Annotated in this window: 18 protein-coding genes and 1 pseudogene; 16 read left to right on the plus strand and 3 right to left on the minus strand. The window is 60.1% G+C overall.

What is annotated here, in order from left to right; all coding sequences use genetic code 11:
• The first annotated feature begins 9 nt into the window (after positions 1 to 9).
• The 5 genes from FFM81_RS29340 to FFM81_RS29360 all read left to right on the plus strand — a co-directional run bounded on the left by FFM81_RS29340 (position 10) and on the right by FFM81_RS29360 (position 12028).
• Positions 10 to 1731, plus strand: a complete 1722-nt coding sequence (locus FFM81_RS29340; RefSeq protein ID WP_138385923.1) for a ShlB/FhaC/HecB family hemolysin secretion/activation protein — start codon at positions 10 to 12, stop codon at positions 1729 to 1731.
• 13 nt (positions 1732 to 1744) lie between these two features.
• Entirely contained in the window at positions 1745 to 2212 is a 468-nt protein-coding gene (locus FFM81_RS29345) for a hypothetical protein (protein ID WP_138385924.1), read from the plus strand.
• Between the two features lie 40 nt (positions 2213 to 2252).
• Positions 2253 to 2807: a hypothetical protein gene (locus FFM81_RS29350; RefSeq protein ID WP_097536641.1), complete on the plus strand. Its 555-nt coding sequence runs from the start codon at positions 2253 to 2255 to the stop codon at positions 2805 to 2807.
• A gap of 93 nt (positions 2808 to 2900) precedes the next feature.
• Positions 2901 to 3587 (plus strand): hypothetical protein, encoded by a 687-nt coding sequence (locus FFM81_RS29355; RefSeq protein WP_138385925.1) that lies wholly within the window; start codon positions 2901 to 2903, stop codon positions 3585 to 3587.
• A gap of 176 nt (positions 3588 to 3763) precedes the next feature.
• Positions 3764 to 12028 (plus strand): hemagglutinin repeat-containing protein, encoded by an 8265-nt coding sequence (locus tag FFM81_RS29360; protein ID WP_246401428.1) that lies wholly within the window; start codon positions 3764 to 3766, stop codon positions 12026 to 12028.
• A 249-nt stretch (positions 12029 to 12277) separates the two neighbouring features.
• Here FFM81_RS29360 and FFM81_RS29365 read toward each other — a convergent pair whose 3' ends face one another.
• Positions 12278 to 12628: a hypothetical protein gene (locus tag FFM81_RS29365; RefSeq protein WP_128398709.1), complete on the minus strand. Its 351-nt coding sequence runs from the start codon at positions 12626 to 12628 to the stop codon at positions 12278 to 12280.
• Between the two features lie 543 nt (positions 12629 to 13171).
• Here FFM81_RS29365 and FFM81_RS29370 point away from each other — a divergent pair.
• Positions 13172 to 13546 (plus strand): hypothetical protein, encoded by a 375-nt coding sequence (locus FFM81_RS29370; RefSeq protein ID WP_138385926.1) that lies wholly within the window; start codon positions 13172 to 13174, stop codon positions 13544 to 13546.
• Positions 13547 to 13804: 258 nt separating this feature from the next.
• Here the strand turns inward: FFM81_RS29370 and FFM81_RS29375 are convergent.
• Positions 13805 to 14269: pseudogene (locus FFM81_RS29375) on the minus strand (IS630 family transposase); the annotation flags it as partial.
• A 1017-nt stretch (positions 14270 to 15286) separates the two neighbouring features.
• On the opposite strand from FFM81_RS29375, the gene FFM81_RS29380 reads away from it, so the two are divergent.
• Entirely contained in the window at positions 15287 to 15538 is a 252-nt protein-coding gene (locus FFM81_RS29380; RefSeq protein WP_128398710.1) for a MafI family immunity protein, read from the plus strand.
• Between the two features lie 22 nt (positions 15539 to 15560).
• On the opposite strand, the gene FFM81_RS29385 is transcribed toward FFM81_RS29380, so the two are convergent.
• Positions 15561 to 16145 (minus strand): DUF1349 domain-containing protein, encoded by a 585-nt coding sequence (locus FFM81_RS29385; RefSeq protein WP_138385928.1) that lies wholly within the window; start codon positions 16143 to 16145, stop codon positions 15561 to 15563.
• Between the two features lie 215 nt (positions 16146 to 16360).
• On the opposite strand from FFM81_RS29385, the gene FFM81_RS29390 reads away from it, so the two are divergent.
• The 9 genes from FFM81_RS29390 to FFM81_RS29430 all read left to right on the plus strand — a co-directional run bounded on the left by FFM81_RS29390 (position 16361) and on the right by FFM81_RS29430 (position 26102).
• Complete coding sequence (locus tag FFM81_RS29390) at positions 16361 to 17887, plus strand: ABC transporter substrate-binding protein (protein WP_138385929.1); 1527 nt, start codon at positions 16361 to 16363, stop codon at positions 17885 to 17887.
• Between the two features lie 243 nt (positions 17888 to 18130).
• Complete coding sequence (locus tag FFM81_RS29395) at positions 18131 to 19072, plus strand: ABC transporter permease (RefSeq protein ID WP_173883888.1); 942 nt, start codon at positions 18131 to 18133, stop codon at positions 19070 to 19072.
• The gene (locus FFM81_RS29400) at positions 19072 to 19941 is read left to right on the plus strand and encodes an ABC transporter permease (protein WP_138385930.1); all 870 of its coding nucleotides are present in this window, start codon (positions 19072 to 19074) and stop codon (positions 19939 to 19941) included. Before FFM81_RS29395 ends, FFM81_RS29400 begins: the two co-directional genes overlap by 1 nt.
• Positions 19942 to 19989: 48 nt before the next feature.
• On the plus strand, positions 19990 to 20502 hold the full coding sequence (locus tag FFM81_RS29405; protein ID WP_097536743.1) for a RidA family protein: 513 nt from the start codon (positions 19990 to 19992) through the stop codon (positions 20500 to 20502).
• Positions 20503 to 20572: 70 nt separating this feature from the next.
• The gene (locus FFM81_RS29410) at positions 20573 to 21769 is read left to right on the plus strand and encodes an aminotransferase class V-fold PLP-dependent enzyme (protein WP_025418892.1); all 1197 of its coding nucleotides are present in this window, start codon (positions 20573 to 20575) and stop codon (positions 21767 to 21769) included.
• 17 nt (positions 21770 to 21786) lie between these two features.
• The gene (locus FFM81_RS29415) at positions 21787 to 23622 is read left to right on the plus strand and encodes an ABC transporter ATP-binding protein (RefSeq protein WP_138385932.1); all 1836 of its coding nucleotides are present in this window, start codon (positions 21787 to 21789) and stop codon (positions 23620 to 23622) included.
• 85 nt (positions 23623 to 23707) lie between these two features.
• Positions 23708 to 24529 carry a bifunctional allantoicase/(S)-ureidoglycine aminohydrolase gene (locus tag FFM81_RS29420; RefSeq protein WP_003563890.1) on the plus strand — a complete coding sequence of 274 codons (822 nt, stop codon included), beginning with the start codon at positions 23708 to 23710 and terminating at the stop codon, positions 24527 to 24529.
• A gap of 93 nt (positions 24530 to 24622) precedes the next feature.
• The gene (locus FFM81_RS29425) at positions 24623 to 25342 is read left to right on the plus strand and encodes a FadR/GntR family transcriptional regulator (RefSeq protein WP_138385976.1); all 720 of its coding nucleotides are present in this window, start codon (positions 24623 to 24625) and stop codon (positions 25340 to 25342) included.
• Positions 25343 to 25394: 52 nt separating this feature from the next.
• Complete coding sequence (locus FFM81_RS29430; protein WP_138385933.1) at positions 25395 to 26102, plus strand: FadR/GntR family transcriptional regulator; 708 nt, start codon at positions 25395 to 25397, stop codon at positions 26100 to 26102.
• Positions 26103 to 26292 lie beyond the last annotated feature (190 nt).

Here is a 26292-nt window from a genome sequence, read left to right on the forward strand (position 1 = left end):
ATTTCACCCATGACCACAGAAATTCGATGCCTTCTGGTTGCTGGCGCTACCCTCGCAGTGGCGATCGCCCCCGCCTACGCACAAACGCCGGCCGATGATTTCAACCGCCGTCAGGACGAGCAGTCGCAGACGCAGCGGCTGGATGCGCTTCGCCGCGCCACCCCGGGCGGCGGCGCGGAGACGGAGCACGGCGCTGTGCCCGCCGGCGGCGGGAACGGCGCCTGTTTCGACATCACCCGGGTCGAGATCGATGGGACGCACCTTCTCTCGGCGCAGGAAATCGGCAAGGTGACGGCGCCCTACGGCAACCGCTGCATCGGTCTTGCCGAGATCAATGCGGTCCTCAGAGAGGTCACCCATCTCTATATCGATCACGGCTACGTCACCTCGCGGGCCTATGTGCCGCAGCAGGATATCCGCAAGACCAGGATCCTCCGCCTTCTCGTCGTCGAAGGCACGCTCTCCGACATCTATCTCAATGGCCAGAAAGTTGCCGGCAACGCTTCGCTGGCGACAGCCTTTCCAGGTCTGATCGGCCGGGTGGTCAATATCCGCGATATCGAGCAGGGGCTCGACCAGATGAACCGGCTGCAGTTCAACGATGCCAAGTCGGCCATGCTGCCCGGTCCGAAGGACGGAACCTCCATCCTCAACATCGAAAACCGTCAGGGGCGGCCCTGGCACGTTTCCTTCGGCAACAACAATATGGGGCAGGAAAGCACCGGCTTTTCCCGGAGTTCGGCATCGCTCGGCTTCGACGATCTGCTCGATATCAACGATCAGTGGAACTTCTCCTACGAGCATAGCGGCCCGGACTATCCGTGGAGCGACGACGGAAAAGGTTTTGGCAACAGCTATTCCGGCAGCGTCAGCGTGCCCTACGGTTACTCCACCGTTTCGCTGAACGGCTCCTGGTACCAGTATGAAAGTGCCGTCGAAGGAAACTTCAGCACGCTCGAAACCTCGGGCAATTCGGGGCAGGCGGGTCTCGGCATCGATCGCGTCGTCTTCCGCGACAAGGATTCGATCACCACCGTCCGCAGCGGCCTGACCTACAAACAGACCAACAATTTCCTGCTCGGCAATCTGATCGAGGTCGGCAGCCGCCGCTATACGGTCGGCGATATCGGCATTTCCCATTCCCGCCGCATGTTCGGCGGCATCTGGATGTTCGACGCCAGCTATGACAAGGGGCTCGGCCTGTTCGATGCGGTGGACCCGGGGGATCCCGGCGCCGGTAATGCCGATCCGCGATTTTCGAAATTCAACGCCACGATCAGTGTGACGCAGCCGTTCCAGGCCGGCGGCCGGCAGTTTGAACTGACCTCGCTCATCACAGGTCAATATTCTCCCGACAATCTCCTTGGCGCCGAACAGATCTCGCTCGGCGGTTACGGCAATGTCCGCGGCACCCGCGAAAGCGTGCTGTTCGGCAATAACGGCGCGTTCAGCCACAACGAGATCGTCTGGAGAACGGGGTCCAACCAAAATGGCGGCGCGGCTGCGAAGGCATTCGGTGAGCTGCGCCCCTATCTCGGCTTCGACTACGGCCATGTCTATGCGCAAAAACGCTTCGACATGACAGGCGGCGATCTCGCCAGCTGGACGGCCGGCATCAGGACCGTCGGCGGCAATATCAGCGCCGACCTCGGCTATTCCGACATTGTTGCAAGCAGCCTCGACGATGTCGAGGGCGGGCTCTTTTATTTCAGCGCATCCGCTCATTGGTAACGAAAGCAGGACAATGACCACCCGCAGCATTTCGACAAACAAGCCCGCCAAAATCCTTCCAAGATCGACGGCGCTGATCCTTGCCTTTTCTCTGGCTCTTGCCGGCTGTGCCGGCCGAGAGGCACGTCCGGTCGCTTCGACCAACCCGTCCGACAGCGCCTTCGATTGCGCCGGCATCACCCGTGAATTCGAGGCCAACGAGCGGCAGATCTCGTCGACGGTGAAGGAGCGGACCGATGCGCAAGGCAAGAACATCGTCCTTGGGGCGACCGGTGTGCTGCTGTTCCTGCCGGCGCTGTTTTTCATGGACCCGAAATCGCCCGAGAAGGTCGAGATCGATGCATTGCGCAACAGGAACAATGTCCTGACCAGCATCGCCAAATCGAAGGGATGCCGGGCGCCGAAGTCGCAGCTGACCGAGCTCTACAAACATCTCGACAGCAAGCCGAAGCCTGCCTCCTCGTCGGACAGCCGGAACTGAACCCTGCAGACCAATCGAACTAGAGAATCCTGGAGTTGTTATGCGTATCATGCGTTTTCTAACCCTTCTCCTGCTGGCGGCGACGTTGGCCTCCTGCGTCACCACGAGGATAGACCCCCGGCTGATCGCCGCCCTTCAGCGGACATCGGTGCGCGAGATTCGGATCGAGCTGGCCCCCGACGTCAAGACATTCGGTTTCGGCGACAAGCCGGACCAGCAGGTCCAGGAGGCGGTTCGCACACTTCAGGCCACGATGGCGAAGGAACTGATCGGCGTGCCTGGCGGCCCCACGCGCGGCAGGTTGGTCGTCACGCTGCACGTCTTCGATGTCACCACCAAACAGGCCCGGATCATCGGCGGCCATGACAGCATGATCGATGGGACCGTCCGGCTGGAGGACGCCAAGACAGGGCAATTGATCGCCGAAGCGCAAAATATCCATGGCGAAGACCTCTCCATGCGCGGGAGTGGCTACGGCGTGATCGTTGCTGTCGCCATCAATGCGGCAACGACCTCGGGGGCGCCCGACATCATGGCACAGCGCCTGTCCAAGTCCTTCACCCGCAACGTCAAAACCTGGCTCACCCAGAAATAAGGCCTGCGATGAGCAGTCATATTGTCGAAGGGATGGCGCGGGGCCGCGCCACGGTTTGAACCCTCTGTCCCAATCGAAACGGAGAAATGTCGTATGACCAAAAGAGCTTTTGCGGCTGCGGGATTGAGCATCATAGCCGTGCTGCTGGCGTCGTGCGGCGGGACAACGGATCCCGGGATGGTCGCTAGCGAAAGAGTGGCAAAATCCACCGAGATCCTCAACAAAAGGAAACAGAAAGGCGCGCTGATCCTCGTACGCTTTCTTTATCCCGGCTTGTTCGGTCCCATCCGATGCGACGGCCAGATTCGTCTTCGCAAGCTCGTCGACGGCGAACCTGACAAGGTGGCTGCTCCTGAGGATGTCTACAGCGGTTTCAAATGGCTTCTGCCCGAGCAAAGCAAGCCGGCGGACATAAAAGGCAATCTCCTCAACCCTGTCGGCAATGCGAAAGAGTACGAACGCGTCTTCGCTCCGATCGCGCCCGGTACTTATGTCGTGACCTATGCTTCCTGCCAGATGTCTTCGCCGAACGGGACCACGACGCTCGAGGCGGGCGGCGACCATGGCGGCCTGTTCAGCTATATCAGCGCACTGGAAGGTGCGAGCACGATCACCATTGGCGAGGGTCAGATCGTCGACGCCGGCTACTTCCGTGTTCACGGCACGAGGACCCACCCCATCGTGGTCGGTCAGGAAGCAAGCGCGGCCGAACGCGAGGTCATGAGGGAGGTCCTTCCGGGAGCCTATTCCTCCATCACGTTCAAGAGGTTCGGGGAATAGGCAAGCCGGACATGAATGGACGCGGCAAATCGCGTCCATTTTGTTCGGATTGCATTTACCTCAAGCACAGGCGGAAGTTGACCGTGACCAAGGGTTATGGTGTCGGTCATTTTGAAAAAGTACAACTGCAGCGTGATTTTATCCGCTGCGCGGCTGCGGGCGGCGGAAAACATACGATGAGCAAGAGACTGGGCAAGTCGACGACAACAAAACGTGACGTCGCCGGGGCCGATGGAAGATCCGTTCGCAGGTTCACGCATTTTGCCCGCCAATCGCTCGCACTCCTGCTGAGCAGTTTGCTCGTGTTTCAGCCGATGCTTGCCAATGCCCAGTCAGTCTCGGCAAGCACCACGGCGCCGGCGGCCAATCAGCCAGGCGTCGGCACGGCGCCGAACGGCGTGCCGCTCATCGACATCGTCACGCCGAACAGCCAGGGCCTGTCGCATAACAAATACGACAACTTCAACGTCGGCACGCCGGGCCTCATCCTCAACAACTTCAAGGGCGAGATCGGCACCTCCAATCTTGGCGGCGTCACGCCCGGCAATGCCAATCTCAATACATCGGGGCCGGCATCGGTCATCCTCAACGAAGTGACCAGCGGCAATCGCTCGGCATTGAACGGCGCGATCGAGGTGTTCGGCGGGCGCGCCGACGTCGTCATCGCGAATCCGAACGGAATCACCTGTGACGGTTGCGGCTTCATCAACACGCCGCATGCGACGCTGACGACAGGCGTCCCCGATATCGGCGCGGACGGCGCGCTGAAAGGATTCACGGTCAACGGCGGCGATGTCACCATCGGACCGAATGGCGGCAACTTCGCCGCCGGCCCTGGCGCTGTGGATCTCTTCGATATCGTTTCGCGTTCAGTCACCGTCAACGGCCCGGTCTACGGCAAGGATCTTCGCGTCACGGCCGGCCGCAATCAGTTCGACTATGCCACCGGCAACGCCACGGCGCTTGCCGCCACATCAGGCACGCCGGAATATGCGATCGACGGTTCGGCGCTCGGCGCCATGCAGGCCGACCGCATCAAGATCGTCGTCACCGAAAAGGGCGCCGGCGTGCGCATGCGCGGCGACATGGCCGCCAATGCCGGCGAGCTGTTCCTGTCTGCCGACGGCAAGATCTCGCTCGGCAATGTCTCCGGCCAGCAGGGCGTTTCGATCTCCTCGAAGGCGAAGGTGACGGCTGCCAAGGTCACGTCGAAGGCAAAGGTCACCGTTCAGGCGGACCAGGGCATCACCCTCGATACGGTCGCCGCCGATGATGACATCCTGTTGTCCGGCAGCAGCGGCCTCTTGAGTGTCGCAGGCGAGGTGAACAGCGCCGCCAACGTCCAGATAACGTCGTCTGCCGGTATCGCCGCCGGCAGCGTCGTGGCGGGCAATGCGCTCATCCTGTCCGCCACCTTGGGCGGTATCCAGATTGCAGGTTCGGTGAAGAGCACAGGCTCTCTTTCCGTTACTGCGACTTCAGGCGCGATCGCCGCCGCCTCGCTTGTCAGCGGCAACAATCTCACGCTGTCGGCCGGCGCCGACGTTGCCATATCGGGTGATGTCCTGGCTGAGGGCAACGTCACGGCTTCAGGCCGTTCGATTGCAGCCGCCACGATCGCCTCCGGCGTCGATCTCACCGCCACCGCCCAATCCGCCAATGCCGCACTGGTGCTGCAGCCGGCGGGCGATATGAGCCTTACCGCCACGAATGGTTCGATCACCGTTTCCAATGCGCTGGTGAGCAGCGGGGATCTTTCGGCCGATGCCAGCCAGAATCTCGCCTATAGCAAGCTGCGGAGCCTCGGCGACGCCGATCTCTCCGCCTCCGGCCAGATCAGCTACGGCAATCCCACCAGCACTGCCGGCAACCTGACGCTCACCGCCACCAATATCGACCTCTCCAATGGCAGGGCGAGCAACCTCGCCGCCGGCGGTACGCTGACGCTCAATGCCGCCAGCGCCAACCTCGCCAACAGCAGCATCACTCTCGGCGGCCTCGCCCTCAATCTCTCCGGCACCGCCGATCTCAGCGGTGCCAGGATCAATGCCGTCACCAATGCCGGCGGTTCGGGCGACATCGCCATCAACGCCTCTAGCCTCTCCACCTCGGCCAGCACGGCGCTGCTCGCCGATCACGACCTGACGCTGACCCTGCCGTCGCTGACCAATGCCGGGCAATTGGCCGCCGGCCACGATCTCACCGTCAACATTTCCGGCGATCTGACCAACAACGCCACCGGCCTTGCCTATGCCCGCAATGATGCCCGTCTGTTCATCGGCGGGGTCCTTACGAACGACCAGGGCGCCATCATATCAGGCAAGGATCTTACGATTGCCGGGGTGACGGCGTTACAGAGAAATGCTGAAGTCACCAATGTTTCCGGTCTGATCCAGGCCGGAAACGACATGTCCATCCTGACCAGCAATCTGACCAACCAGCGGGCCGCCACTCCGCAATGGACGACCGGGACGCTGGTTTCCTCGGGCGTCGTCAGCGGCTTCACGCTCAACCCCGTCGCCGCCGGCCTGCCTTTCGGCTATCTCGAGACCGCGGATCAGAACATGTTCCAGCTCTATGCTGGCGTCGATCCGGGGTTGTGGCAGGATTATCAGCCGCTGCTCTGGTCGAAGGCGACGCTTGCCGACGGCACGACCTATCGTGCATGGACCTGGATCTCGGCCGACGGGCCGGAGAAGGTCACGCCGATCATCGACTGGATCAGGGCCCGCGTACCGAGGGATGCGAACGGCAATCCCGTTGTCGATCCCAACAATCCGTCGCGCTATTTCATCGTCGACGAGGTGAATTTCAGCGGCTCTGATGAAAGCACCACCTACAGCTGGGATTGGTCGTCCCATCTCAGCCAGTCGGTCTACGAAGACCGGTTGGTCGGCACGCTCAGCCCGGAAGCGACGATCCGGGCGAGCCGCAACCTTACGATCGACGCCACGAATCTCACCAATGCCTACAGCTCGATCGAGGCCGGCGGCAGCGCGACGCTGAAAGGCTCGACGCTTGATAATACCGGCGTCACCCTGTTTCGCACGACGACGACGACCTGCAACGCCCAGGGCGCCTGCACCGCCTATAATGCCAACGGCACCGCCAATCCCTCGAAAAACATCGCCAACGGCTCGACCATCGTCAGTTCCGTCCAGGCGATCGGCGGCGTATCGGCCAATATCAAGGCCGGCGGCGCGCTTTCCGTCGACTACAGCAGCGTCAACAATACGTCGGCGGCCGGCTCGATGGCCGGCGGCGCCAGCGTCGCCGCCGCTAGCAATCCCGGCGATCCGCTTTCGGCACTCACCGGCCTGACCGCCGGCGGCGCGCTGTTCAACGTCAATTCGGGGCTCGGCGGCGGCGCCCTCCTGCCTCCCGCCAAACCGAATTCCGGCGGCTTCGGCGGCAAGATAGCCCACCAGACCTTCCTGTTCGAAACCCGCGCAGCCTACCTCGATGTCGGCACCTTCTATGGCTCCGGCTATTTCATGGACAAAATCGGCTATCAGCCGGAGACGACGGTGCCGTTCCTCGGAGATGCCTATTTCGAAAACCAACTGATCGACACGCAGTTGCGGCAGCTCGTCGGCGAAGGGCTCGGCAGAAGCACCTTCCTTGCCGGCAAAGACGCCATCGAGCAGATGAAGACGCTGCTCGACAAGGGCGCCACCTATGCGAATAATCATGGCCTGGCCGTCGGCCAGGGCCTCACGCCTGAGCAGGCGGCGGCGCTGACCGAGTCGATCGTCCTCTACCAGTGGCAGACCGTCAACGGCGTGCAGGTGCTCGCGCCCGTCGTTTATGTCGCCGCCGCCGACCGGCAGAAGCTGACCGGCGCCGGCGCCGCCATGGCGGGCGGCTCGGTCGATATGAATGTCGGTAATGTCGACAATTCCGGCCTGATCGCATCCGCCGGCGGCCTTAAAGTCTCCGGCAGCTCCATCCAGGGCAGCGGTACGTTCCTGTCGCGCGGCGATACGGCGCTCAATGCCACCAACGGCATTACGCTGGCGGCCCAGACGCTGACGATCGGCGGCCAGAACGTCGTCAATACCAATGCAGGCGTGACGGCAGGTGGCGCTCTGCAGCTTGCCGGCGGCAGCGGCGATCTCGCGCTCAAGGGCGTCAAGGTCAATGCCACGGGTGACGCCACGCTCTCCGGCAAAAATGTAACGCTGGATGCCGCCAAGGTCGAAAACGACGGCCAGCCCGCGATGACCGCAGGCGGTCACGCTGTAAATGCCACCGGCAGCCAGGTTGCCAGCGGCAAGGCCCTGACGATCAAGGCCACCGATAACGTCAACGTCATCGGCAGCTCCGCCAAGGCGGGCACGACGCTCGATGTGACCGCCGACAACGGCTCGGTGGCAGTGGTGTCGACCGATGTCGCCCGCAACAACCAGTCCGGCTACACCAGGACCCTCTCCACCGACCAGCAGCAATCGCAGCTTTCCGCCGGCACGAATGCGACCGTCAAGGCAGGCGACGACATCCTGCTCTCCGGCTCCTCCGTCAAGGCCGGCGGCAATGTCGCGCTCAGCGCCGGCGACGATATCAACGTCACGGCCGCGCAGGAGCATTCCGCATCCACCTTCGGCAAGAAGTCCGCCTCGTCGATCACCCATGTCGGCTCGGAAATATCGGCCGGCGGCGATCTCTCGGTGACGGCAGGCAGCGGCAGCGGCGATCACGACCTCAACATCGTCGGCAGCAAGCTTGCAGCCGACGGCAAGCTCGTTCTCAAGGCCGACGGCGACGTGACGATCGCCGAAGCCACCGACACCGCGACCCTCGACACCAGGCTCAGCAGCAAGGGCGGTTTCCTCGGTACGAGCGAGAAGACCACCACCCATCTGGAGACGACGACAGCCGTCGGTTCATCGATCAGCGGCGGCGCAGGCGTCGATATCACGTCCGGCAAGGACACGGTCATCTCCGCCTCGAAGATCGAGGCCGGCAAGGAGGGCGGCGCCGCGGCAGACCTGAACATCACCACCGGCGGCGACCTCGTCATCGCCTCCGGCAAAGACACCAGCGCCAAGGACGACAAGGGCTCGCGCAGCGGCTTCCTGTCCAAGGGCTCATCCAGCTACAAGAGCTACGACGAGACCACCGTCGCCTCCGAACTCGGCGCATCCGGCAACATTAATCTGAGTGCTGACGGCGCGGCGGTGATATCGGGTTCGAAGGCCACTGCCGACAAATCGATTTCCGTTACGGCCGATAGCGTCTCGGTCATCGGGGCGCAGGAGACGCACGAGCTCGAGGAGCAGCGCAAAAAATCCGGCTTCGGTGTCGGCGGCGGTGGCGGTTTCATTTCGATCTACGGGAGCCAGCAGAACAAGGGCGCCCAGGCCTCGAAGCTGAATGTCGGCTCGGCGCTTTCCGCTGGCGAGGACGTCACGCTAACTGCGAAGGCGACCGACTTGAACATCCTGGGCTCGTCCGTCGACGCCGAGCGCGACATCAACCTGTCGGCGGCACGCGACGTCAACGTGACGCCCGGCGCGGAAAGCTTCTCGCAGTCCGAGCAGGAGAAGAAGTCCGGCTTCGGCCTGTCCTTCTCCGCCGGCAATGGTGGCTTCTCCGTCGGCATCGGCGCGCAAACAAGCAAGGACAGCTCGGCGCAGCAGTCAGACACCAATGCGGCGTCGACGCTCTCGGCGGGGCGCGACCTCAACATTTCGGCGGGCAACAACGTCAACCTGCAGGCCACGCAGGTCGCGGCCGAACGGGACGTCAATCTGTTTGCGAAAAATGACATCAATCTTCTGTCGGCCGCGGATAAGACCAACTATGAGGAGATGCATGAGAAGACCTTCGCCGGCGTGACGCTCAGCGTCTCCAGCCAGGTCAGCCAAGCAGCCAGCAGCATCATGAACTCGGCTGAGCGCCTTGCCGGCGATACCCGCGTCAACGCCGTGACCAACACCGCCATTGCCGGTCTCGGCTTCTATCAGGGCTACAAGGGCCTGAAGGAAGCCTATAAGCAACTAACGGACACCTCTCCCACAGCGGAAGGCCTCAGCTTCTCGGTGTCGCTGTCGGCCGGCGTCAACCATCAGGAAAACAGCTCGTCCTCGTCATCCTCGACGCCCGTCGTTACCGACATCCGCGCCGGCCGCTCGATCGCGCTGGAGGCTGAGAATGGCTCGATCACCAGCGACGGCGCTCAGATTGCCGCGGGCTACGATAAGTTCGGCCTGCCGACCATCTCCGACGATCCACTAACCGGAGACATCCTCCTGTCGGCGAAGAATGGCGACATCAACCTCAATGCGGCGACCGGCTCGTCGGATACGTCAAGCAAGAACTCGTCGTATAGTGTTGGCGTAGGCGTCAAGTGGGAGTGCGGCACGAAGTCGAAATGCGTGCCCGGGGTCAGCGTCAGCGGTTCCTACGGCAAGGGTAATGACGGCACGACGGGGCTGACGAACTACAACACCCGTGTCAACGGCACCGGCGACGTCACCATTTTGACCAACGACCTCACTTTGAGGGGCGCCACCGTCACCGGAAATTCGGTGACCGCTGCTGTCCGTAACCTGACGGTCGAGAGCCTGGTTGACACGGCCACCGCAGAGGCCCGCCAGCTCAACCTCTCCGGCTCGATAGGCACGGACGGCTTCAGTGCCTCCGGCTCGACGCAGAAGGCGACGGGCGATGCCGCCCTGGTCTCCGAGCAATCCGGCATCCATGCCGGCACCGGCGGCCTCGATCTGACTGTCGACAAGAAGACGACGCTCGTGGGCGGCTTGCTCACCAGCGAGGCTCCGGCCGGCGACAACCACTTCGAAACCGGTACACTCGAAGTTTCCGACGTCGATACCCATTCGCGTTGGAAGGCCGACACCTACGGCGCCTCGATCGGCTCCGGCGGCCTGAGTCTCGCAAAGGTCAAAGACGGGGAGAGCGAAACCGGTAAGGCCTATTCGGCCATCGGCGGCAACATCGACATCACGATTACCGATCCCGAGCACCAGACGCAGGCCATCGGCACGATCCGACGCGACACGGAAAACACCAACACGTCGCTACCCGGCCTACCAGATCTGCAGAACATCCTGCGCGACCAATACAAGACGCAGGCCGATCTGCAGGAAGCGCAGAAAACTATGGCGGGGCTTGCCGGTGATATTGCCAGCGAACTCTACAAGCAAGCTACTCTGAACCAAGACCAGGCAGGGATGGACTACTGGAAGGAAGGCGGTGCAGGCCGTGCGCTGCTGCACGCCATCGGAGGCGGTATTCTTGGTGGCGTCAATGGCTGGGAAGGCGCGATTAAAGCCGCTCTGGGCGGTGCCGCGACGACCTTGATGGCGCCGGCTATCGCCGAGCTCGTCAAGGGCATGCTTAAAGGCACAAAATACGAAGGAACACCCGAAGGCGATGCGCTCGCTAAGCTGATTGGTGCAACCCTTGCTGCTGGCGTGGGCGGAGTTGTGGGCGGCGCTGATGGTGCTGGATATGGTACTGCAAACTATCAATACAACTATCTGAATCATGCAGACAATGATGCGCTGAATGCGGCAAAAGCAGTGTGTGCTGCCTCAAAGGGTGCGGACTCGAAAGCCTGTGGTGAGAAAACGCGACTTGAAGAAAAAGATAAACGGCAGCAAGCGGAGTTTATTTCTTGTAGAGCTAACAATTATTCTGGCGCTGGATGTTACGGTGTAGCGCTAAATGTTCTCGCTGCTGTATCAAGTTATTCTGGAGGAATCTCATATTGGGTATCTCTAGAAGATAAAGAGGCAGCAGCTGAGAAATTGGTTGCCGATGGTTCCATCGCTCAGTTGTGGAAACTCAGGGCGCCGGAAAACTACGATAGTCTTACAGATGCCCAGATACAGGAGATGACTGGTGATCTAGCGTATATATTGGCGGATCCCTTCTTCGTGAACAGTCTCCCAGCCACTGTGAAGGAGGCGGTTGACGGTAATCCAATCTCCGCTTTGCAGGCTGTTGCGCTCCTCACGAGATTTGGCTTCTTTGGTAAGGGCGCAGTGGAAGAACTCACTCAGTCGGGTCAACCGACAAATGGAGGACAGACAGGTGCGGGAGGCTTCTCGGGATCTGCTGATGAAGCATATGAAGCCATTCGGGAAAATGCCACTGATGTGGGCGACATTGCACGCAATACAGGACTTAAAGCCGAGAATATCCAGAAGGTTAAGGATCATCTATTCTTGGACGAGCATACCTTAGACAGATATGTAGATTTAGGGATTCCTGCTGAAAGGGCTAGATTTGATAGTGACATTAAAATCGCAGAATCTTGGCATCGCTTGCAGGTCGGCACATTTACTGATGATGATATTCAGCTTTTACGGCATGAAATAGCTGAACGGTGGATCGAGATAAAACGAGACTGCGGATATTGCGAAGCGCATGATGCCGCATCGGTGAATTTCCCTGCGCCAGATTGGTGGAAGTAATGATTATCAGAATAGATGGCAATGTTATCAAATGTTCTCGCATTACAGGGCCGACACATCACTTTGCAGCTCTGGAGTTCTCTCGTATTCCTGTGGATCCAGAATTTAGGTTCATCGCAAGTGGTGAATCGGTCCCAAATGGGCGCTGGCTTGATAGCGCAAGAGAAGCTTTAAAGGCAGAAGAACCTATTCATCCAATTAACGGAAATATGCATGTAAAAACCGTGTTTCTTCATGAGAAGGATACCCCTAACGTTCTGGCGTATCAGGAGATATTTCGGGAAATATTCTTGGAAGCGGAAAAGCATCTTCGTTAAAAAATCTATTTAACCTTGGGGTAGAATTTTTCCGGATGAACGCCAGACGCTCGGTGACCTCCAGGATATTGTCCAAAGTCGCCCGGCCCGCATCGGCTTTCATTGCGTTGAAACCGACCGGCCCGTCTGCGTCAGCCAAGGAGCCTTCCATCAGGGTAATGGTCTCGTCGGGCAACGCGATGGCTTGTTGACGAAGGTTTCGCGGCTGATATCGTAAAAATGCTGATTGGCGAAAGCGAATTCGCTGACCTTGCTGCCTTCGAGCGCCTTGATAGATATTCACAGAGACTTCGTGGAATGGCGCTTCAACACCTTCAGTTCTTGATCGAGTATGGGAGCAGGAAGGATCCGGTGACGGTCGATGGAAGGGTAATATCACCCTATCCTGAATACTTTCATGCGTGGAAACTTGCAGGGTGCCCCGGGATATCATTGCATCAACTCGATCGCTTAATTGTAGCGAAGCGCTCCTCGTTGTCATGAGTCCATTTCTGTTGTGAACGGTTCACACCGACCACCGATGTCTAAAAGAAGGCTAGAGCACGTCCATTTTAATCGGGGTCGTATCCGGCAGCTGCGAAGTAGTTTGCACATTCCTGCGGTTTGAAGCCTGGAGCCAGAGTCGGCAACGGCGGTTTGGCAGACGCCGTCCGCTATGAAAAGGCAACGGGCGTGTCATTGTCGCCTAGAGGACACACGCCAAAAGCTATCCAGACCAGAAGAGTGCTGATGAACTTCATTCGCAACGCAGACAATCAACCGCCGGGATCGTATCCGTACACGAAGCGAGATGTCGACTTTGCTAAAGAACTCGTAAGGGATCTCGATGATGCTCTCGGACGCTGAATTCTTCACTAGTCTTGCGGAGAAATTGATATCACTTGGTTTTCTTTCGAATAATGAGTTGGATTCCTGTCTAGAAGAATTGGGTGGAATTCAAATGGTGATTTCCGAAGGATATTATATTGTAGCATGCGAATATATTGCGAGGGAGATACCAATGAATAAATCTTCGCAGGAAGTATTGATATTTTTGAAAGAGAACAAAGAATTTATTATGCAGCATGAAGATTTTATGTATTATTTTGTTGAGGCTCTCCTCGACAGGATGTTCGCAATGGGCAATGAGGTGCTGCCTATTATCGCTGCTGCTCCCGAATCTTACCAACAGTTCTTGAGGAGGCGATTTTTGGGAGAATAATTATGTCCGATGCGACGAGCACAAAGTGACTACCTGGAAAAATGCCAGGTCATTTAGGTTGCAAAGAAAGCCAGTTATCAACATTGGCATATGAGTTTTCATGGTTCGCTTCGATCGGGAGAGCCAGGCAATTTCCTCTCTACTCGGCGCTCAATGGGGAGCCTCATGTACAGCTGCTATAAAAGTCATTTCCGGAAATAGATTTTGGAGAAGACGAGTTATCTGCGAAGGGGCTGACGCATCTAGAGCAGATCGTGTTTAATCCGGGTCATATCCTGCAGCCTTGAAGTAGTTTGCGCATTCTGTCTGCGTGAAGCGCGGCATCAGCACGCCAACTGCGTCCCACAGAGCATCGATCTTTCGTTCTGCCCGAGCCCGCAACATGGCCTTCAACTTTGAGCATGCGTTCTCAATGGGGTTGAAGTCGGGGCTCTAGGGCAGCAGGAACATAAGCCTTGCACCAACGCGCTCGATGGCATCGCGCACCCCGGCTGCTTTGTGTGCGGGCAAATTGTCCATGACGACGATATCCCCAGGCTGAAGCGTCGGCAGCAACACTTGCTCGATATAGGCCAGGAAGACGCTGCCGTTCATTGCTCCGTCGTAGACAAACGGCGCGGTCATACCGGTCAGACGCAGAGCGCCGGTGAATGTCGTTGTTTTCCAGTGTCCGTGTGTCGCGCCAGCGCGGCAGCGCTCGCCTCGAATTGCACGTCCGCGCAGCTCATGATTGATAGCGCGGACGTGGATTCCGATTTCGCTCAACACATGTGGACATGTGAAATCCTCAGCCGGTTGCCACACAAAACATCAATCGGCTCCAATTGTGTGATGACTGGAGATTGCAAGGACGACCCCGACCTGTAAAGGCTCATGCCTGTGTGCGCCGAAGTCGCCCCTTTCGGCGTTGAAGAATGACCGTGGTCGATGCAGATTAGCTGATTGGCAGTCCCAGGAACTTCTTTTTCTCGGCCGGCGCTTCGTTACCCACACTCTTGAGGTGTGGAGGGATAGAAATCGAGAAGCGACTAATTACATTGATCAGTGATTCGGCGAGCGGCTACCTGACGAATAAATATCTCGGGCGGAGCACAATGAGTGTGCTCAGGCGTGCCAATCGGTGAAGCTTATCTTCCGCGTCTACTCCGCGGATATTGGTTGCCCTACGGTGCAAAAAACCGACGAGGATAGATAATTTAATCATGGCCCCAAGCGGCATACCCAGTTCTTTTTGCTCCGGGTAGCGCCGTTCAATAGGTATCGTTACGGGCCCATTGAAGGCGCTGGCCAATAAAGGTGGAGGCTAAGTCGCCCGGGGAGCTAATGTAGCGGGACATCAACCATAGGGGAAACTGTGCTGAGCTTTGAGGAAATCAGAGAGCTTGCCGAGGAGGCCGGTCGCGAACATTGGCAGGACTTTCTGGCAAATGGGGAGAGCCCAATTCTTGACGAATGTCTGAATGTTCGTCGGGCTTGGATGTTCTTCAGGGATCTCCGTATCCAGATACCGCCAGAAGCTAGTCTTCGAAAGTGTGCTTTGGTAGTCAGTAACCGGGGCGAAGTAAGATTTACCGCAGACTACTACCCGGATTTAAATAAATGTCGGGATTATCTCGAAAAAATGTCAGATCACTTTGAAGAGCGAAGTCTCTGACAGCGTGCATCGCCTGCTGTCTAATCCGCCGAGCGTCTGGAACCCGTCGGGTGAAGGTTAAGTGAAATTCGTTGAGGTGCGGATGGATGGAAATTGAGAAGCGGTTAATCGAATTGATCAACAACTTTAACGGGCGCTTGGCCGGGGAAGATATTCAAGAATACATATCGCTTGCCGAGCACAATGAGTGTGTGGTCGCATTGGAAAATCTATGCACACAGTTGTACGAGTATGATGTCGTGTTGGCTTCGGAGGAGCTGACAAACATTCAGGCGCTGGCGCATGAGATGAATCTAGAAGCAGATACCTGGGCGTTTCTCAAGTATTCCAACTCTTGATGCTGATACTGTTCCGGAAACGCTAGCTCAAATCATGCAAATCGGTGGTAATCGCTGCCCCAATCGAAAACTCCGAAAACCGCACCCTCAACCCGCTGCGCTCCGGCGTGCACGCAGCCGGCCCGACCTCATACCTGTCAGCCGCCGGGAAAGGCGCTAGCCGCAGCAGCGGCCAATGGCGGCCGTCGCGTGAAGCCTGGATGCGCAGGGCACCGTTTGCGACAGTGACGCGGATATGGAAATCTTCGAGTTCCTTGAAGGGCTGTGACACCGACCAGTCGGATCTGCCGCCGGTGACGACGGTGCTGAGGAAGGGTTCGCCGTCGGTGAATTCGACGCCGGTTTTTACCCAGCGTTTCTCGTCGAGGCGCACCATCAGGCCGGCCTGGTCGTAGAGGGTGCGGAATTCGCCCTGGACGCGGATCTGGGCGGTAAAGCTGTCGGTCGTGGGAAAGGCGAGGAAGTGGCCGTTGTCGCGGGTGAAGCCGTAGTGGGTTTCGCGCCAGAAATCGGTTTTCTCGTCGGTCGTCAGGGTGAGGCCGGTTTCGTCTGCGCGCCAGCTGGCCGGTTCGTTCAGCCATTTTCCGTCGTTGAAATCGATGTTCATTCAACCCTCCCACCATCAAAGCTGCGGGGTTGCCGATTCCCCGCCGGGGCATAGTGCACAACCCTGGCGTAGACGGCTAGTGGGCGCGCTTCCCGCCCTCCTGATCCTCGTCCCACGATATAATCAGCGGCTTCCGCTTGACACCATCGCTTCATCTCTTATTCTGTTACAAAAAGATGAATTGCATAATAATGGAACTAAACGGGAGCCCTCACATGAAAACACTGGTCGCATTCCTGCTCGGCACCGCGCTCGTCGTCCTGCCTTCGACCCTGCTTGCCCAGGAAAAGGGCGGCGTCATCAATGTCGCAACGATCGGCGAGCCGCCGACGCTTGATCCGATGTCGTCGACAGCCGATCTTGTCGGCATCGTCACCCAGCATATTTTCGAAACGCTTTACACTTTCGACAAGAGCTGGAACGTCACGCCGCTGCTGGCCGAAAGCCTGCCCGAGATCAGCGCCGACGGCAAAACCTATACGATCAAGCTCCGGACCGGCATCAAGTTCCACGACAATAGCGACATGACCTCGGAAGATGTCGTCGCTTCGCTTAACCGCTGGATGAAGATCGCCTCGCGCGGCAAGCAGGTGGCCGGCTTCATCGACAAGGTCACCGCTAGCGATGCTTCCACCGTCACCATCACGCTGAAGCAGCCCTATGCGCCGCTGACGTCGCTGCTTGCCTTCAACAATTCGGCGGCAATCATCATTCCGGCCGAAAAACAGGACGAGCCGATGAAGGAGTTCATCGGCACCGGTCCCTACATGCTGAAGGAGCGCAAGGCCGACCAGTATATCCAGCTCGTCCGTTTCGATGGCTACAAGTCACGTGAGGGCGACAGCAATGGCTACGGCGGCGCCCGTCATCAATATCTCGACGAGATCCGCTTCGTGCCGGTGCCGGATGCGAATACCCGCGTCGAAGCCGCCGTCTCCGGCCAGTATGACTATGTCGATTCGATCGCGGTGGAATCCTACGACAAGCTGAAAGCGTCGACGGCCTCGCAGCCGGTCATGCTGAAGCCCTTCGGTTATCCGGTCTTCGTCTTCAACACGAAGGAGGGCGTCGCTGGAAATGTCGAGATCCGCAAGGCGATCCGCCAGGCGCTGAGCATGGAAGACATGCTGGCCGCAGCTTTCGGCAGCAAGGATTTTTATGCGCTCGATGGCGCCATCTATCCGAAGACCTTCTCCTGGTCGACGGATGCCGGCGTCGAAGGCGCCTATAATGTCGCCGATCCGGAAGGCGCGGCCGCTGCCGCCAAGAAGGCCGGTTATAATGGCGAGCCGATCCGCATCCTGACCAGCCGCCAGTATGAGTTCCATTACAAGATGGCGCAGGTCGCCGCAGAATATCTGAAGCTTGCCGGCTTCACCGTCGATATGCAGGTGGTGGACTGGGCGACGCTGACGCAGCGCCGCACCGATCCGAAGCTCTGGGATATCTACATCACCCACAGCCCCTTCCTGCCGGAGCCGGCCCTCATCGGCTCGCTCTCGACCAGCTCGCCCGGCTGGTGGGATACGCCGGCCCGCAAGGCCGCCGTCGATGCCTTCACCTCCGAGGTCGATCCGAAGAAGCGCGTGGCGCTCTGGGCCGATGTCCAGAAGGCGATTTATACAGACGCGCCCTTCATGAAGATCGGCGATTTCAATGCGGTCTCGGCGAAGTCGGTCAAGCTCGAGGGCGTCGATCCGGCCCCATGGCCGTATTTCTGGAACGCTTCGATCAAGAAGTGATGGAGTGACGTCGGTGGCCTCCACTTGCTCCCTCATTCCCTTCCTCGGGCTTCGCCCGAGGGATGTCACAGGAATCCAGCCACGGCGCGTCCGCGCCGTGATTGACCGTTATCCGGTCACGGAGTCTTTTGCGCCCAAGGACTTGGACGCGCTGGATTCCTGTGACGAGCACAGGAATGAGGGAAGAGGGGCGGCGGATTCCGCCTCGATGCTACATCGACCAAGTACAGGAGCAAAGTTGGGATGATCCGTTACATCCTCCAGCGCCTGTTCGGCATGATCGTCGTGATGTTTCTCGTCGTCACGATCGTCTTCGTCATCGTACGCGTGACGCCGGGTGATCCGGCGGCCGTCATGCTCGGGCCAGATGCGACGCCGCAGGATGTTGCCGATCTCAGGAGCCGGCTCGGCCTCGATCAGTCGCTCGGCCTGCAATATGTCTATTATATCGGCCAACTGCTGAAAGGTGATCTCGGCCAGTCGATCTTCCTCAACATGCCGGTGACGTCGGCTCTGCTCGACCGCGCCGAGCCGACCTTCTTCCTGACGCTGTTTTCGCTTCTCATCGCCAGCATCATCGCTTTGCCGATCGGCATCTATGCTGCCTATCGGCGCGGCTCCTTCGTCGACCAGGCGGCAACGACGCTGGCGATGTTTGCCGCCAGCATTCCAAGCTTCTGGCTCGGCCTGATCCTGATGCAGATCTTCGCCGTCCGGTTCAACCTCTTCCCGGTCTCCGGTTATGGCGGCCCCGGCTCGACCTTCCCAGAGCGCATGTATCATCTGACGCTGCCGGCCTTTGCGCTCGGCATCGTCTCTTCGGCGCTGATCCTGCGCTTCACCCGCGCCTCGATGCTCGATGTGCTCGGCGACGATTATATCCGCACGGCGCGCGCCAAGGGGCTGATCGAGCGCAAGGTCATCCTCAAGCACGCGCTGAAGAATGCGCTGATCCCGATCCTGACGGTGCTCGGGCTGACGGCGGCGGTGCTGATTTCAGGCGCCGTCGTCACCGAGACCGTCTTCGGCCTGCCTGGCGTCGGCAACCTCGTCGTCTCGGCGGTGCTGCGCCGCGATTATCCGGTCATCCAGGGGGCGCTGCTCGTCATCGCCGCGCTCTATGTGCTGATCAATTTTGCGATCGACATGCTCTATCTGCTGGTCGATCCGAGGGTGCGCTACTGATGGCCGATATCGCAATCAAATCAGCCGAGAGCGAAAGCAGCAAATTCGTCCGCCGCCTGCTGAAGCGAAAGACGGTGGCCGTCGGCCTGCTGATCCTGACGATCTTCGTGCTGCTCGCGGTCTTTGCGCCTGTCGTGGCACCCTATTCGCCCTCCAAGCTTTCCATCGTCAACCGGCTGAAACCGCCGAGCGAGACCTTCTTTTTCGGCACCGACGAGTTCGGCCGTGATGTTTTCTCGCGCACGATCTTCGCCGGCCGGCTGTCGCTGCTGGTCGGCGCCGCGGTCGTCAGCCTGTCGGCGGTGATCGGCGTTACACTCGGCCTGCTTGCCGGCTTTTTCCAGAAGCTCGACACGCCGATCGCCCGGCTGATCGATGCGATGATGGCCTTTCCGGACATTCTGCTGGCGATCGCCTTGGTCGCCGCCCTCGGCCCGTCCTTGACCACCGTCATCATCGCGCTGTCGATCGTCTATGCGCCGCGCCTTGCCCGTATCGTGCGTGCGTCGACGCTGGTTATTCGCGAGCTGCCTTATGTCGAGGCGGCAAGGGCGCTCGGCATTTCCACTTTCCACATCATGACGCGGCACGTGCTGCGCAATCTGCTCTCGCCGATCCTGGTGCAGGCGACCTTCCTCTTCGCCAGCGCCATGCTTGCCGAAGCCGGCCTGTCTTTCCTCGGCCTCGGCGTCAGCCCGGAGATTCCGACCTGGGGAACGATGATTGCCGCCGGCCGGCAATATATCGGCCAGGCCGACTGGATGACGCTGTTTCCGGGTGTGGCCATCATTCTCTCGGTGCTGTCGTTGCAGATGGTCGGTGACGGCCTCAGAGACATGCTCGATCCAAGACTTCGCAAGGACCTTTAATCCGCCGACCTCTCAATCGGCTCCCAAATTCGCCAATCCAAAATTCGCATGACAGGAGTTTGCGTGAATCAGTTTCCAACCGCCGCCAGCAAGGTCGAGAGCTCGCCTTACCAACGCTTGGCTGCCCTCGGTATCAAGCTTCCGCCGCCGCCGCCGCCGATCGCCAATTTCGTGACGCATGTGGTGGAGGGCAATATGCTCTACCTCTCCGGCCAGGGGCCGCGCGAGGCCGACGGCTTCCTGCATGCGGGCAAGGTCGGAGCCGACGTCGGTGTCGAGGAGGCCTATCGGCATGCGCGGCTGACCGGCATCAACCTGCTCGCCGTCATGCATGATGCGCTCGGCGATCTCTCCCGCGTCAAGCGGGTGGTCAAGCTGCTTGGGATGGTCAATGCCGTGCCGGAGTTCGAGGATCATCCGAGCGTCATCAACGGCTGCTCGGATCTGCTGATCGCGGTTTTCGGCGCGGCCGGCGAACATGCCCGCTCGGCCGTCGGCTTCGGCTCGTTGCCCGGCAACATCACCGTCGAAATCGAGGCGATCGTCGCCTTGAATGGCTGACGAGAGCTTGCATATTTGGAGCAGCGTCCACCCGTGACCCGTTCCTCGCCCCAGACCTCTGGAGACCTTCATGCCCAATGATATCAGACCTTCGCTCGGCCTTCGCCCCGTCATCAATGTGTCCGGCACGATGACCAGCCTCGGCGCCTCGATCGTCGTGCCCGAGGCGATCGAAGCGATGGCATCGATCCTGCCGCATTTTGTCGAGATCAACGACCTGCAGCGCAAGGCCAGCGCCGTCATCGCCCGGCTGACCGGCGGCGAGGCTGGCTTCGTCACTGCCTCCTGCTCGGCCGGCATCTCGCTCGCCGTCGCCGGCGCCATCTCAGGCGACAATCTGCTGGCGATCGAAAAGCTGCCGGATGCCATGCTCGAGAAAAACGAAGTCTTGGTGCAGATGGGCCATGTGGTGAGCTATGGCGCCCCGGTCGATCAGGCGATCCGGCTTGCCGGCGGCAAGGTCGTGCTGGTGGGACAGGCAACCTCGACGCATCGCTTCCACATGGAGCATGCGATCACCGACAAGACGGCCGCCGCCGTCTATGTCGTCTCCCATCATGTCGTCGATTATGGCCTGTTGAACCTGAAGGAATTCGTCGAGATCGCTCACGCCAGGGGCGTGCCGGTTATCGTCGATGCGGCCTCGGAATATGATCTCAGGATTTTCCTGGAGCAGGGGGCCGATATCGCACTTTATTCCGGCCACAAATTCCTCGGCGGCCCGACCTCGGGCATCGTCGCCGGCAGGAAGGAGCTGGTGCGCCATGCCTTCCTGCAGAATATGGGCATCGGCCGCGGCATGAAGGTCGGCAAGGAGAGCATCTTCGGCGTCATGGCGGCACTCGAAGCCTGGGAGCGCCGCGACCATGCCGGCATCCGGGAACGCGAGACCGGCTATCTCAACTTGTGGAAGCGCACGCTTGACGGCCGCCCCGGCGTCACCGCACTGATCGAACCCGATCCGACCCACAATCCGCTCGATCGGCTGCGCCTGATCGTCGATCCCGAAGAGGCGCATATCACCGCCTGGGATCTGGCCGATGCGCTCGCGAGGGGCAACCCGCCGATCATCGTGCGCGATCACGAGGTGGAGCACCGCTATTTCTATCTCGACCCGTGCAACCTGCATCCGGGCCAAGAGACAATCGTCGCCGAGCGCCTGGCTGAGGAACTCGACAAGGCGCGCGCCTCCAATGAGATCATTGCCACGCCGATCGAAAACCGCAGCCGGCATCGTTTCGACGGGCTGTTGCGCTGGCCGGATTGAGCCGCAGGAGAGACGATATGGGCAGCGTTCAAGCACGATCGATCGAGACAGCCAGCACGGTTCTTTCCGTCGAGGGGCTGACGACGTCCTTTCTGGTCGACGGCGCCTGGAAACCGGTCGTGCGCGACGTCTCCTTCACTGTCGCACCTGGTGAGACGGTGGCGATTGTCGGCGAATCCGGCTCGGGTAAGAGTGTCACCTCGCTCTCGATCATGCGGCTGCTGCAGGCCGACACAAGCCGCGTCGAGGGCCGGGTCATTCTTGGCGGACGCGACCTCCTGGCCTTGCCGGAACATGCCATGCGGCAGGTGCGCGGCAATGAGGTGGCGATGATCTTCCAGGAGCCGATGACATCGCTCAATCCGCTCTTCACCATCGGCGATCAGATTTCCGAAGCGCTGCTCTGCCATTCCGATATGAGCCGGGCCGATGCCCGGGCCGAGACGATCCGGCTCTTGGAAAAGGTCCGCATCCCGTCTGCCGCCTCGCGCTTCGATGAATACCCGCATCGTTTCTCCGGCGGCATGCGTCAGCGGGTGATGATCGCCATGGCGCTCGCCAGCCGGCCGAAACTGCTGATCGCCGACGAGCCGACGACGGCGCTCGATGTGACGATCCAGGGCCAGATCCTCGATCTGATCAAAATGCTGCAGGAAGAGGAGGGGACTTCCGTTCTCTTCATCACCCATGACATGGGTGTCGTTGCCGAGATCGCCGACAGGACAGTCGTGATGTATCGCGGCGAACAGGTTGAAAGCGGCGCCACAGCCGATATCTTCCACCGCGGCAAACATCCCTATACAAGGGCGCTGCTGTCGGCCGTGCCGGTGCTCGGCTCGATGCGGGGCCGGGAGAGGCCGCTGCGTTTTCCTGTGGTCAACACCACGACAGGGGAATCGGACATTCCCTCTGAGGCCGCCGATACCGTAGCAGCGACGCCGGTCCTCGAGGTGAAGAACCTCACCAAGCGTTTCGACATTCATACCGGCCTGTTCGGCCGGCTCACCAGCCGGGTGCACGCGGTCGAAAACGTCTCCTTCGATCTTCATGCCGGCGAGACGCTGTCGCTCGTCGGTGAATCCGGCTGCGGCAAATCGACGACCGGGCGGGCTATCATGCGTCTGATCGAGCCGCAGGCGGGCTCCGTTCTCGTCGAGGGCAGGGAGGTGCTCGGCCTCGACAGGCAGGAGTTGCGCGAGATGCGCAAATCCGTGCAGATGATTTTTCAAGATCCCTTTGCCAGCCTCAATCCGCGCATGACCGTCGGTGCTGCGATCGCCGAGCCCTTTCTCGAACATCGGATGGGCAGTTCGAAACAGGCAAAAGACGTGGTCGCCGATTTGCTGGTGAAGGTCGGCCTGTCTCCTGATATGGCGGCGCGTTATCCGCATGAATTTTCCGGCGGCCAGCGTCAGCGCATCTGCATCGCCCGGGCGCTCGCCTTGCAGCCGAAGGTCATCGTCGCCGATGAGAGCGTGTCGGCACTCGATGTGTCGATCAAGGCGCAGGTCATCAACCTGATGCTCGATCTGCAGCAGAGCCTCAACCTCGCCTTCCTGTTCATCTCGCACGACATGGCGGTGGTCGAGCGCGTCAGCCACCGGGTGGCGGTGATGTATCTCGGCGAAATCGTCGAGATCGGCCCGCGCGCCGCCGTGTTCGAAAATCCGCAGCATCCCTATACGAAGAAACTCATCGCAGCCGTGCCGGTGCCCGATCCCGATCGCCGCCACGAGAAGCGGATGGTGGTGAATGACGAGATCAAGAGCCCGATGCGTGCCGTCGACTATCAGCCTCCGGCCACCTTCTATCGCGAGGTCGGGCCGGGCCATCTGGTGATGGCCGATCGCTAGGCCTGGCTTGGCCTATTGGCAGTTGCCTAACGGGCCGGCGGCGCATAAAGCAGATGCAGAGACACCTGCCTGGAAAGCCGTATCAATGGACAAGACAGAGTATTTTTCGAAGCTCGGCGGTTTACCGCCGCAGACCCAGTTGCTTTCCGGCAGAGCCGTTTTCACCACGGCTTACGCGGTCATCCCCCGCGGCGTCATGAGCGATATCGTCACGAGCTTCCTGCCGCATTGGACGGGAACACGCGCATGGGTTCTCTCGCGGCCGCTTTCCGGCTTCTCCGAAACCTTCTCGCAATATGTGATGGAAGTTCAGCCGGGCGGCGGCAGCGATCGGCCGGAGCCCGACAAGCGGGCCGAGGCGGTCCTCTTCGTCGTCGAAGGCGGCATGACGGTGGAGCTCGAAGGCGTCAGCCACGCGCTGCGCGCCGGTTCCTTCGTCTATATTCCGGCGGGTTCTGCCTGGCGCCTCAAAAACGATGGTTCGGCTGCCGCGGTCTTCCACTGGGTGAGAAAGGCCTTTCAGGAGGTCGACGGGCTGGAGTTGCCGCCGGCGATCGTCACCCATGAGGACGACCATCCGATCCGCTCCATGCCCGATACCGACGGCCGCTGGGGCACGACCCGCTTCATCGATCCGGCAGATGTGCGCTACGATATGCACGTCAATATCGTGACCCTGGAGCCGGGCGCGGTGATCCCCTTCATGGAAACCCATGTCATGGAACACGGCCTCTATGTGCTGGAAGGCAAGGCCGTCTATCGCCTGAACCAGGATTGGGTCGAGGTCGAGGCCGGCGATTTCATGTGGCTGCGCGCCTTCTGCCCGCAGGCCTGTTATGCCGGCGGGCCCGGCCGGTTCCGCTATCTGCTCTACAAGGACGTCAACCGTCATATGAAGCTCTGGTAGGCCTCGCGAGGCGCGCTGCATGCGGTCGGCAAGCTCCGCCAAGAGCCTGTCCGGTTGCTTGACAGCTCTGGGGATTGCACCCATCGTCGTTCGATGCGGGATAGGGATTCATGGCTGTCGGAGAAGAAGGATATGAGCCGAAGAAACGCTGCGGAAGCGGTCTTCGAAGATATCCGCACGGCCATTGTCGATCGGAAACTGGCTCTCGGTATTCGTCTTCCCTCGGAGGTACAGCTTGCCGAGCGTTACGGCATCAGCCGGGCTATCGTGCGTGAAGCGCTGCGCTCGCTGCAGACACTGGGGTTCACGCAGACCCGGACCGGCCGGGGCACCTTCGTCGTTTCGGAAAGCCCCGCGCGCCAACTCGGCGGCGGCGCCTATTCCGCCCGCGATCTCATGGAAGCGCGCCCCTGCATCGAAATACCGGCTGCCGGCTGGGCGGCATTGCGTCGCTCGCACGAGCAGTTGACCCTGCTGACATCCTTGTGCGACCGGATGGACGCGGAAGTGGATGTCCAGAAATGGGTGCGGATGGATGCGGCGTTTCATGGAGAAATCGCCGAGGCCTCGGGCAATGCGATCTTCAGGAAAGTCGTCGGTGATGTTGGCGGCGCGCTTTCGACGCAATCGGAACTCGTCGAGCATGTTCGCGGACGGCGCAAGGCGTCCAATGCGGAGCATCGCCGAATTCTGCAGGCCGTGGCCGCGGGCAGGGAGGAGGATGCGCGTGCAGCCATGGCTGAGCACCTGCTGGAGGTCAAGCGGTCCATCATCGGAATTACCGATGAAAGACGAACCGCGTCGAAGCAATGATTTCCAATTTACGTCCGGGAAGCCGGGCGCGCCGCCGATCGGATGCAAAGCGATGAACGATCTAGAAAGCTGGCTGTCCGACACCGCTGTCCTCAGTCGCAAAAGCGCCTCGGAACTGGTGTTCGAGGAGTTGCGCAGCCTCATCCTTTCCGGCCGGTTTGCTGCCGGTTCGAAGCTGCCGTCAGAAGCGAAGCTGGCGGGAAAATACGGTGTCAGCCGCCCGATCGTGCGGGAAGCGCTGCGCTCGCTGCAGATTTTGGGGCTGACGGAGACACGAACGGGCAGCGGTACATACGTGCTTTCGGCTTCCGGCGACGGAGATATCAGTTACGGCGATTATTCGGCGCGTGATCTGATGGAGGCGCGTCCCTATGTCGAAGTATCGGCCGCCGGTTGGGCGGCGCTGCGTCGAAATGACGACGAGTTGTCCCGGCTGCTCGGGCTTTGCGAGCAGATGGAGCAGGAGGAAAATACCGAGGCCTGGGTGCGGCTGGATTCGGAGTTTCATGGGCTGATCGCGGCGTCGTCGCAGAATGCTGTCTTCCGCGACATCGTCGATGAGGTTCGCGAGGCGATGGCGCAGCAATCGGGGCTGCTGACGGTGTTGGGGCCGCGGCGTCGGGAGTCGAACGAAGAGCATCGCGCCATCGTCGAGGCCATCCGTACCGGGTCGGAGCTCGAAGCCCGGGCCGCGATGGAAATCCATCTCAAAAAGGTCGAGGCGGCGGTCAATCGCATCATCGGCGCCGAGCCGCGCTAGCAAGCGCTTCACGCAACAGTCTTGTCGAACACTCCCGGTGTCCAGGCATCGGCGACTGCTCGAGTCCCTTCCATAGGTCGAACGAAAGACGCTTGACCGAGGCCCGCTTTTGCATCTATTTCCAAACCTGTCAGACTGCATAGCAGGTGAACATCTTGTTGTCAGCTGCGCGGAGGGGAGGCCGGGAGGT

It is taken from the genome of Rhizobium hidalgonense, from assembly GCF_005862185.2.
Taxonomy (GTDB): Bacteria; Pseudomonadota; Alphaproteobacteria; order Rhizobiales; family Rhizobiaceae; genus Rhizobium; species Rhizobium hidalgonense.

Coding starts and splice junctions, on each gene's coding strand:
- FFM81_RS29340 (WP_138385923.1), top strand. CDS start 10: ATGACCACAGAAATTCGATGCCTTCTGGTTGCTGGCGCTACCCTCGCA.
- FFM81_RS29405 (WP_097536743.1), top strand. CDS start 19,990: ATGACAGGAGTTTGCGTGAATCAGTTTCCAACCGCCGCCAGCAAGGTC.
- FFM81_RS29380 (WP_128398710.1), top strand. CDS start 15,287: ATGGAAATTGAGAAGCGGTTAATCGAATTGATCAACAACTTTAACGGG.
- FFM81_RS29415 (WP_138385932.1), top strand. CDS start 21,787: ATGGGCAGCGTTCAAGCACGATCGATCGAGACAGCCAGCACGGTTCTT.
- FFM81_RS29410 (WP_025418892.1), top strand. CDS start 20,573: ATGCCCAATGATATCAGACCTTCGCTCGGCCTTCGCCCCGTCATCAAT.
- FFM81_RS29355 (WP_138385925.1), top strand. CDS start 2,901: ATGACCAAAAGAGCTTTTGCGGCTGCGGGATTGAGCATCATAGCCGTG.
- FFM81_RS29345 (WP_138385924.1), top strand. CDS start 1,745: ATGACCACCCGCAGCATTTCGACAAACAAGCCCGCCAAAATCCTTCCA.
- FFM81_RS29400 (WP_138385930.1), top strand. CDS start 19,072: ATGGCCGATATCGCAATCAAATCAGCCGAGAGCGAAAGCAGCAAATTC.
- FFM81_RS29350 (WP_097536641.1), top strand. CDS start 2,253: ATGCGTATCATGCGTTTTCTAACCCTTCTCCTGCTGGCGGCGACGTTG.
- FFM81_RS29430 (WP_138385933.1), top strand. CDS start 25,395: ATGAACGATCTAGAAAGCTGGCTGTCCGACACCGCTGTCCTCAGTCGC.
- FFM81_RS29420 (WP_003563890.1), top strand. CDS start 23,708: ATGGACAAGACAGAGTATTTTTCGAAGCTCGGCGGTTTACCGCCGCAG.
- FFM81_RS29370 (WP_138385926.1), top strand. CDS start 13,172: ATGATGCTCTCGGACGCTGAATTCTTCACTAGTCTTGCGGAGAAATTG.
- FFM81_RS29390 (WP_138385929.1), top strand. CDS start 16,361: ATGAAAACACTGGTCGCATTCCTGCTCGGCACCGCGCTCGTCGTCCTG.
- FFM81_RS29385 (WP_138385928.1), bottom strand. CDS start 16,145: ATGAACATCGATTTCAACGACGGAAAATGGCTGAACGAACCGGCCAGC.
- FFM81_RS29425 (WP_138385976.1), top strand. CDS start 24,623: ATGCGGGATAGGGATTCATGGCTGTCGGAGAAGAAGGATATGAGCCGA.
- FFM81_RS29395 (WP_173883888.1), top strand. CDS start 18,131: ATGATCCGTTACATCCTCCAGCGCCTGTTCGGCATGATCGTCGTGATG.
- FFM81_RS29360 (WP_246401428.1), top strand. CDS start 3,764: ATGAGCAAGAGACTGGGCAAGTCGACGACAACAAAACGTGACGTCGCC.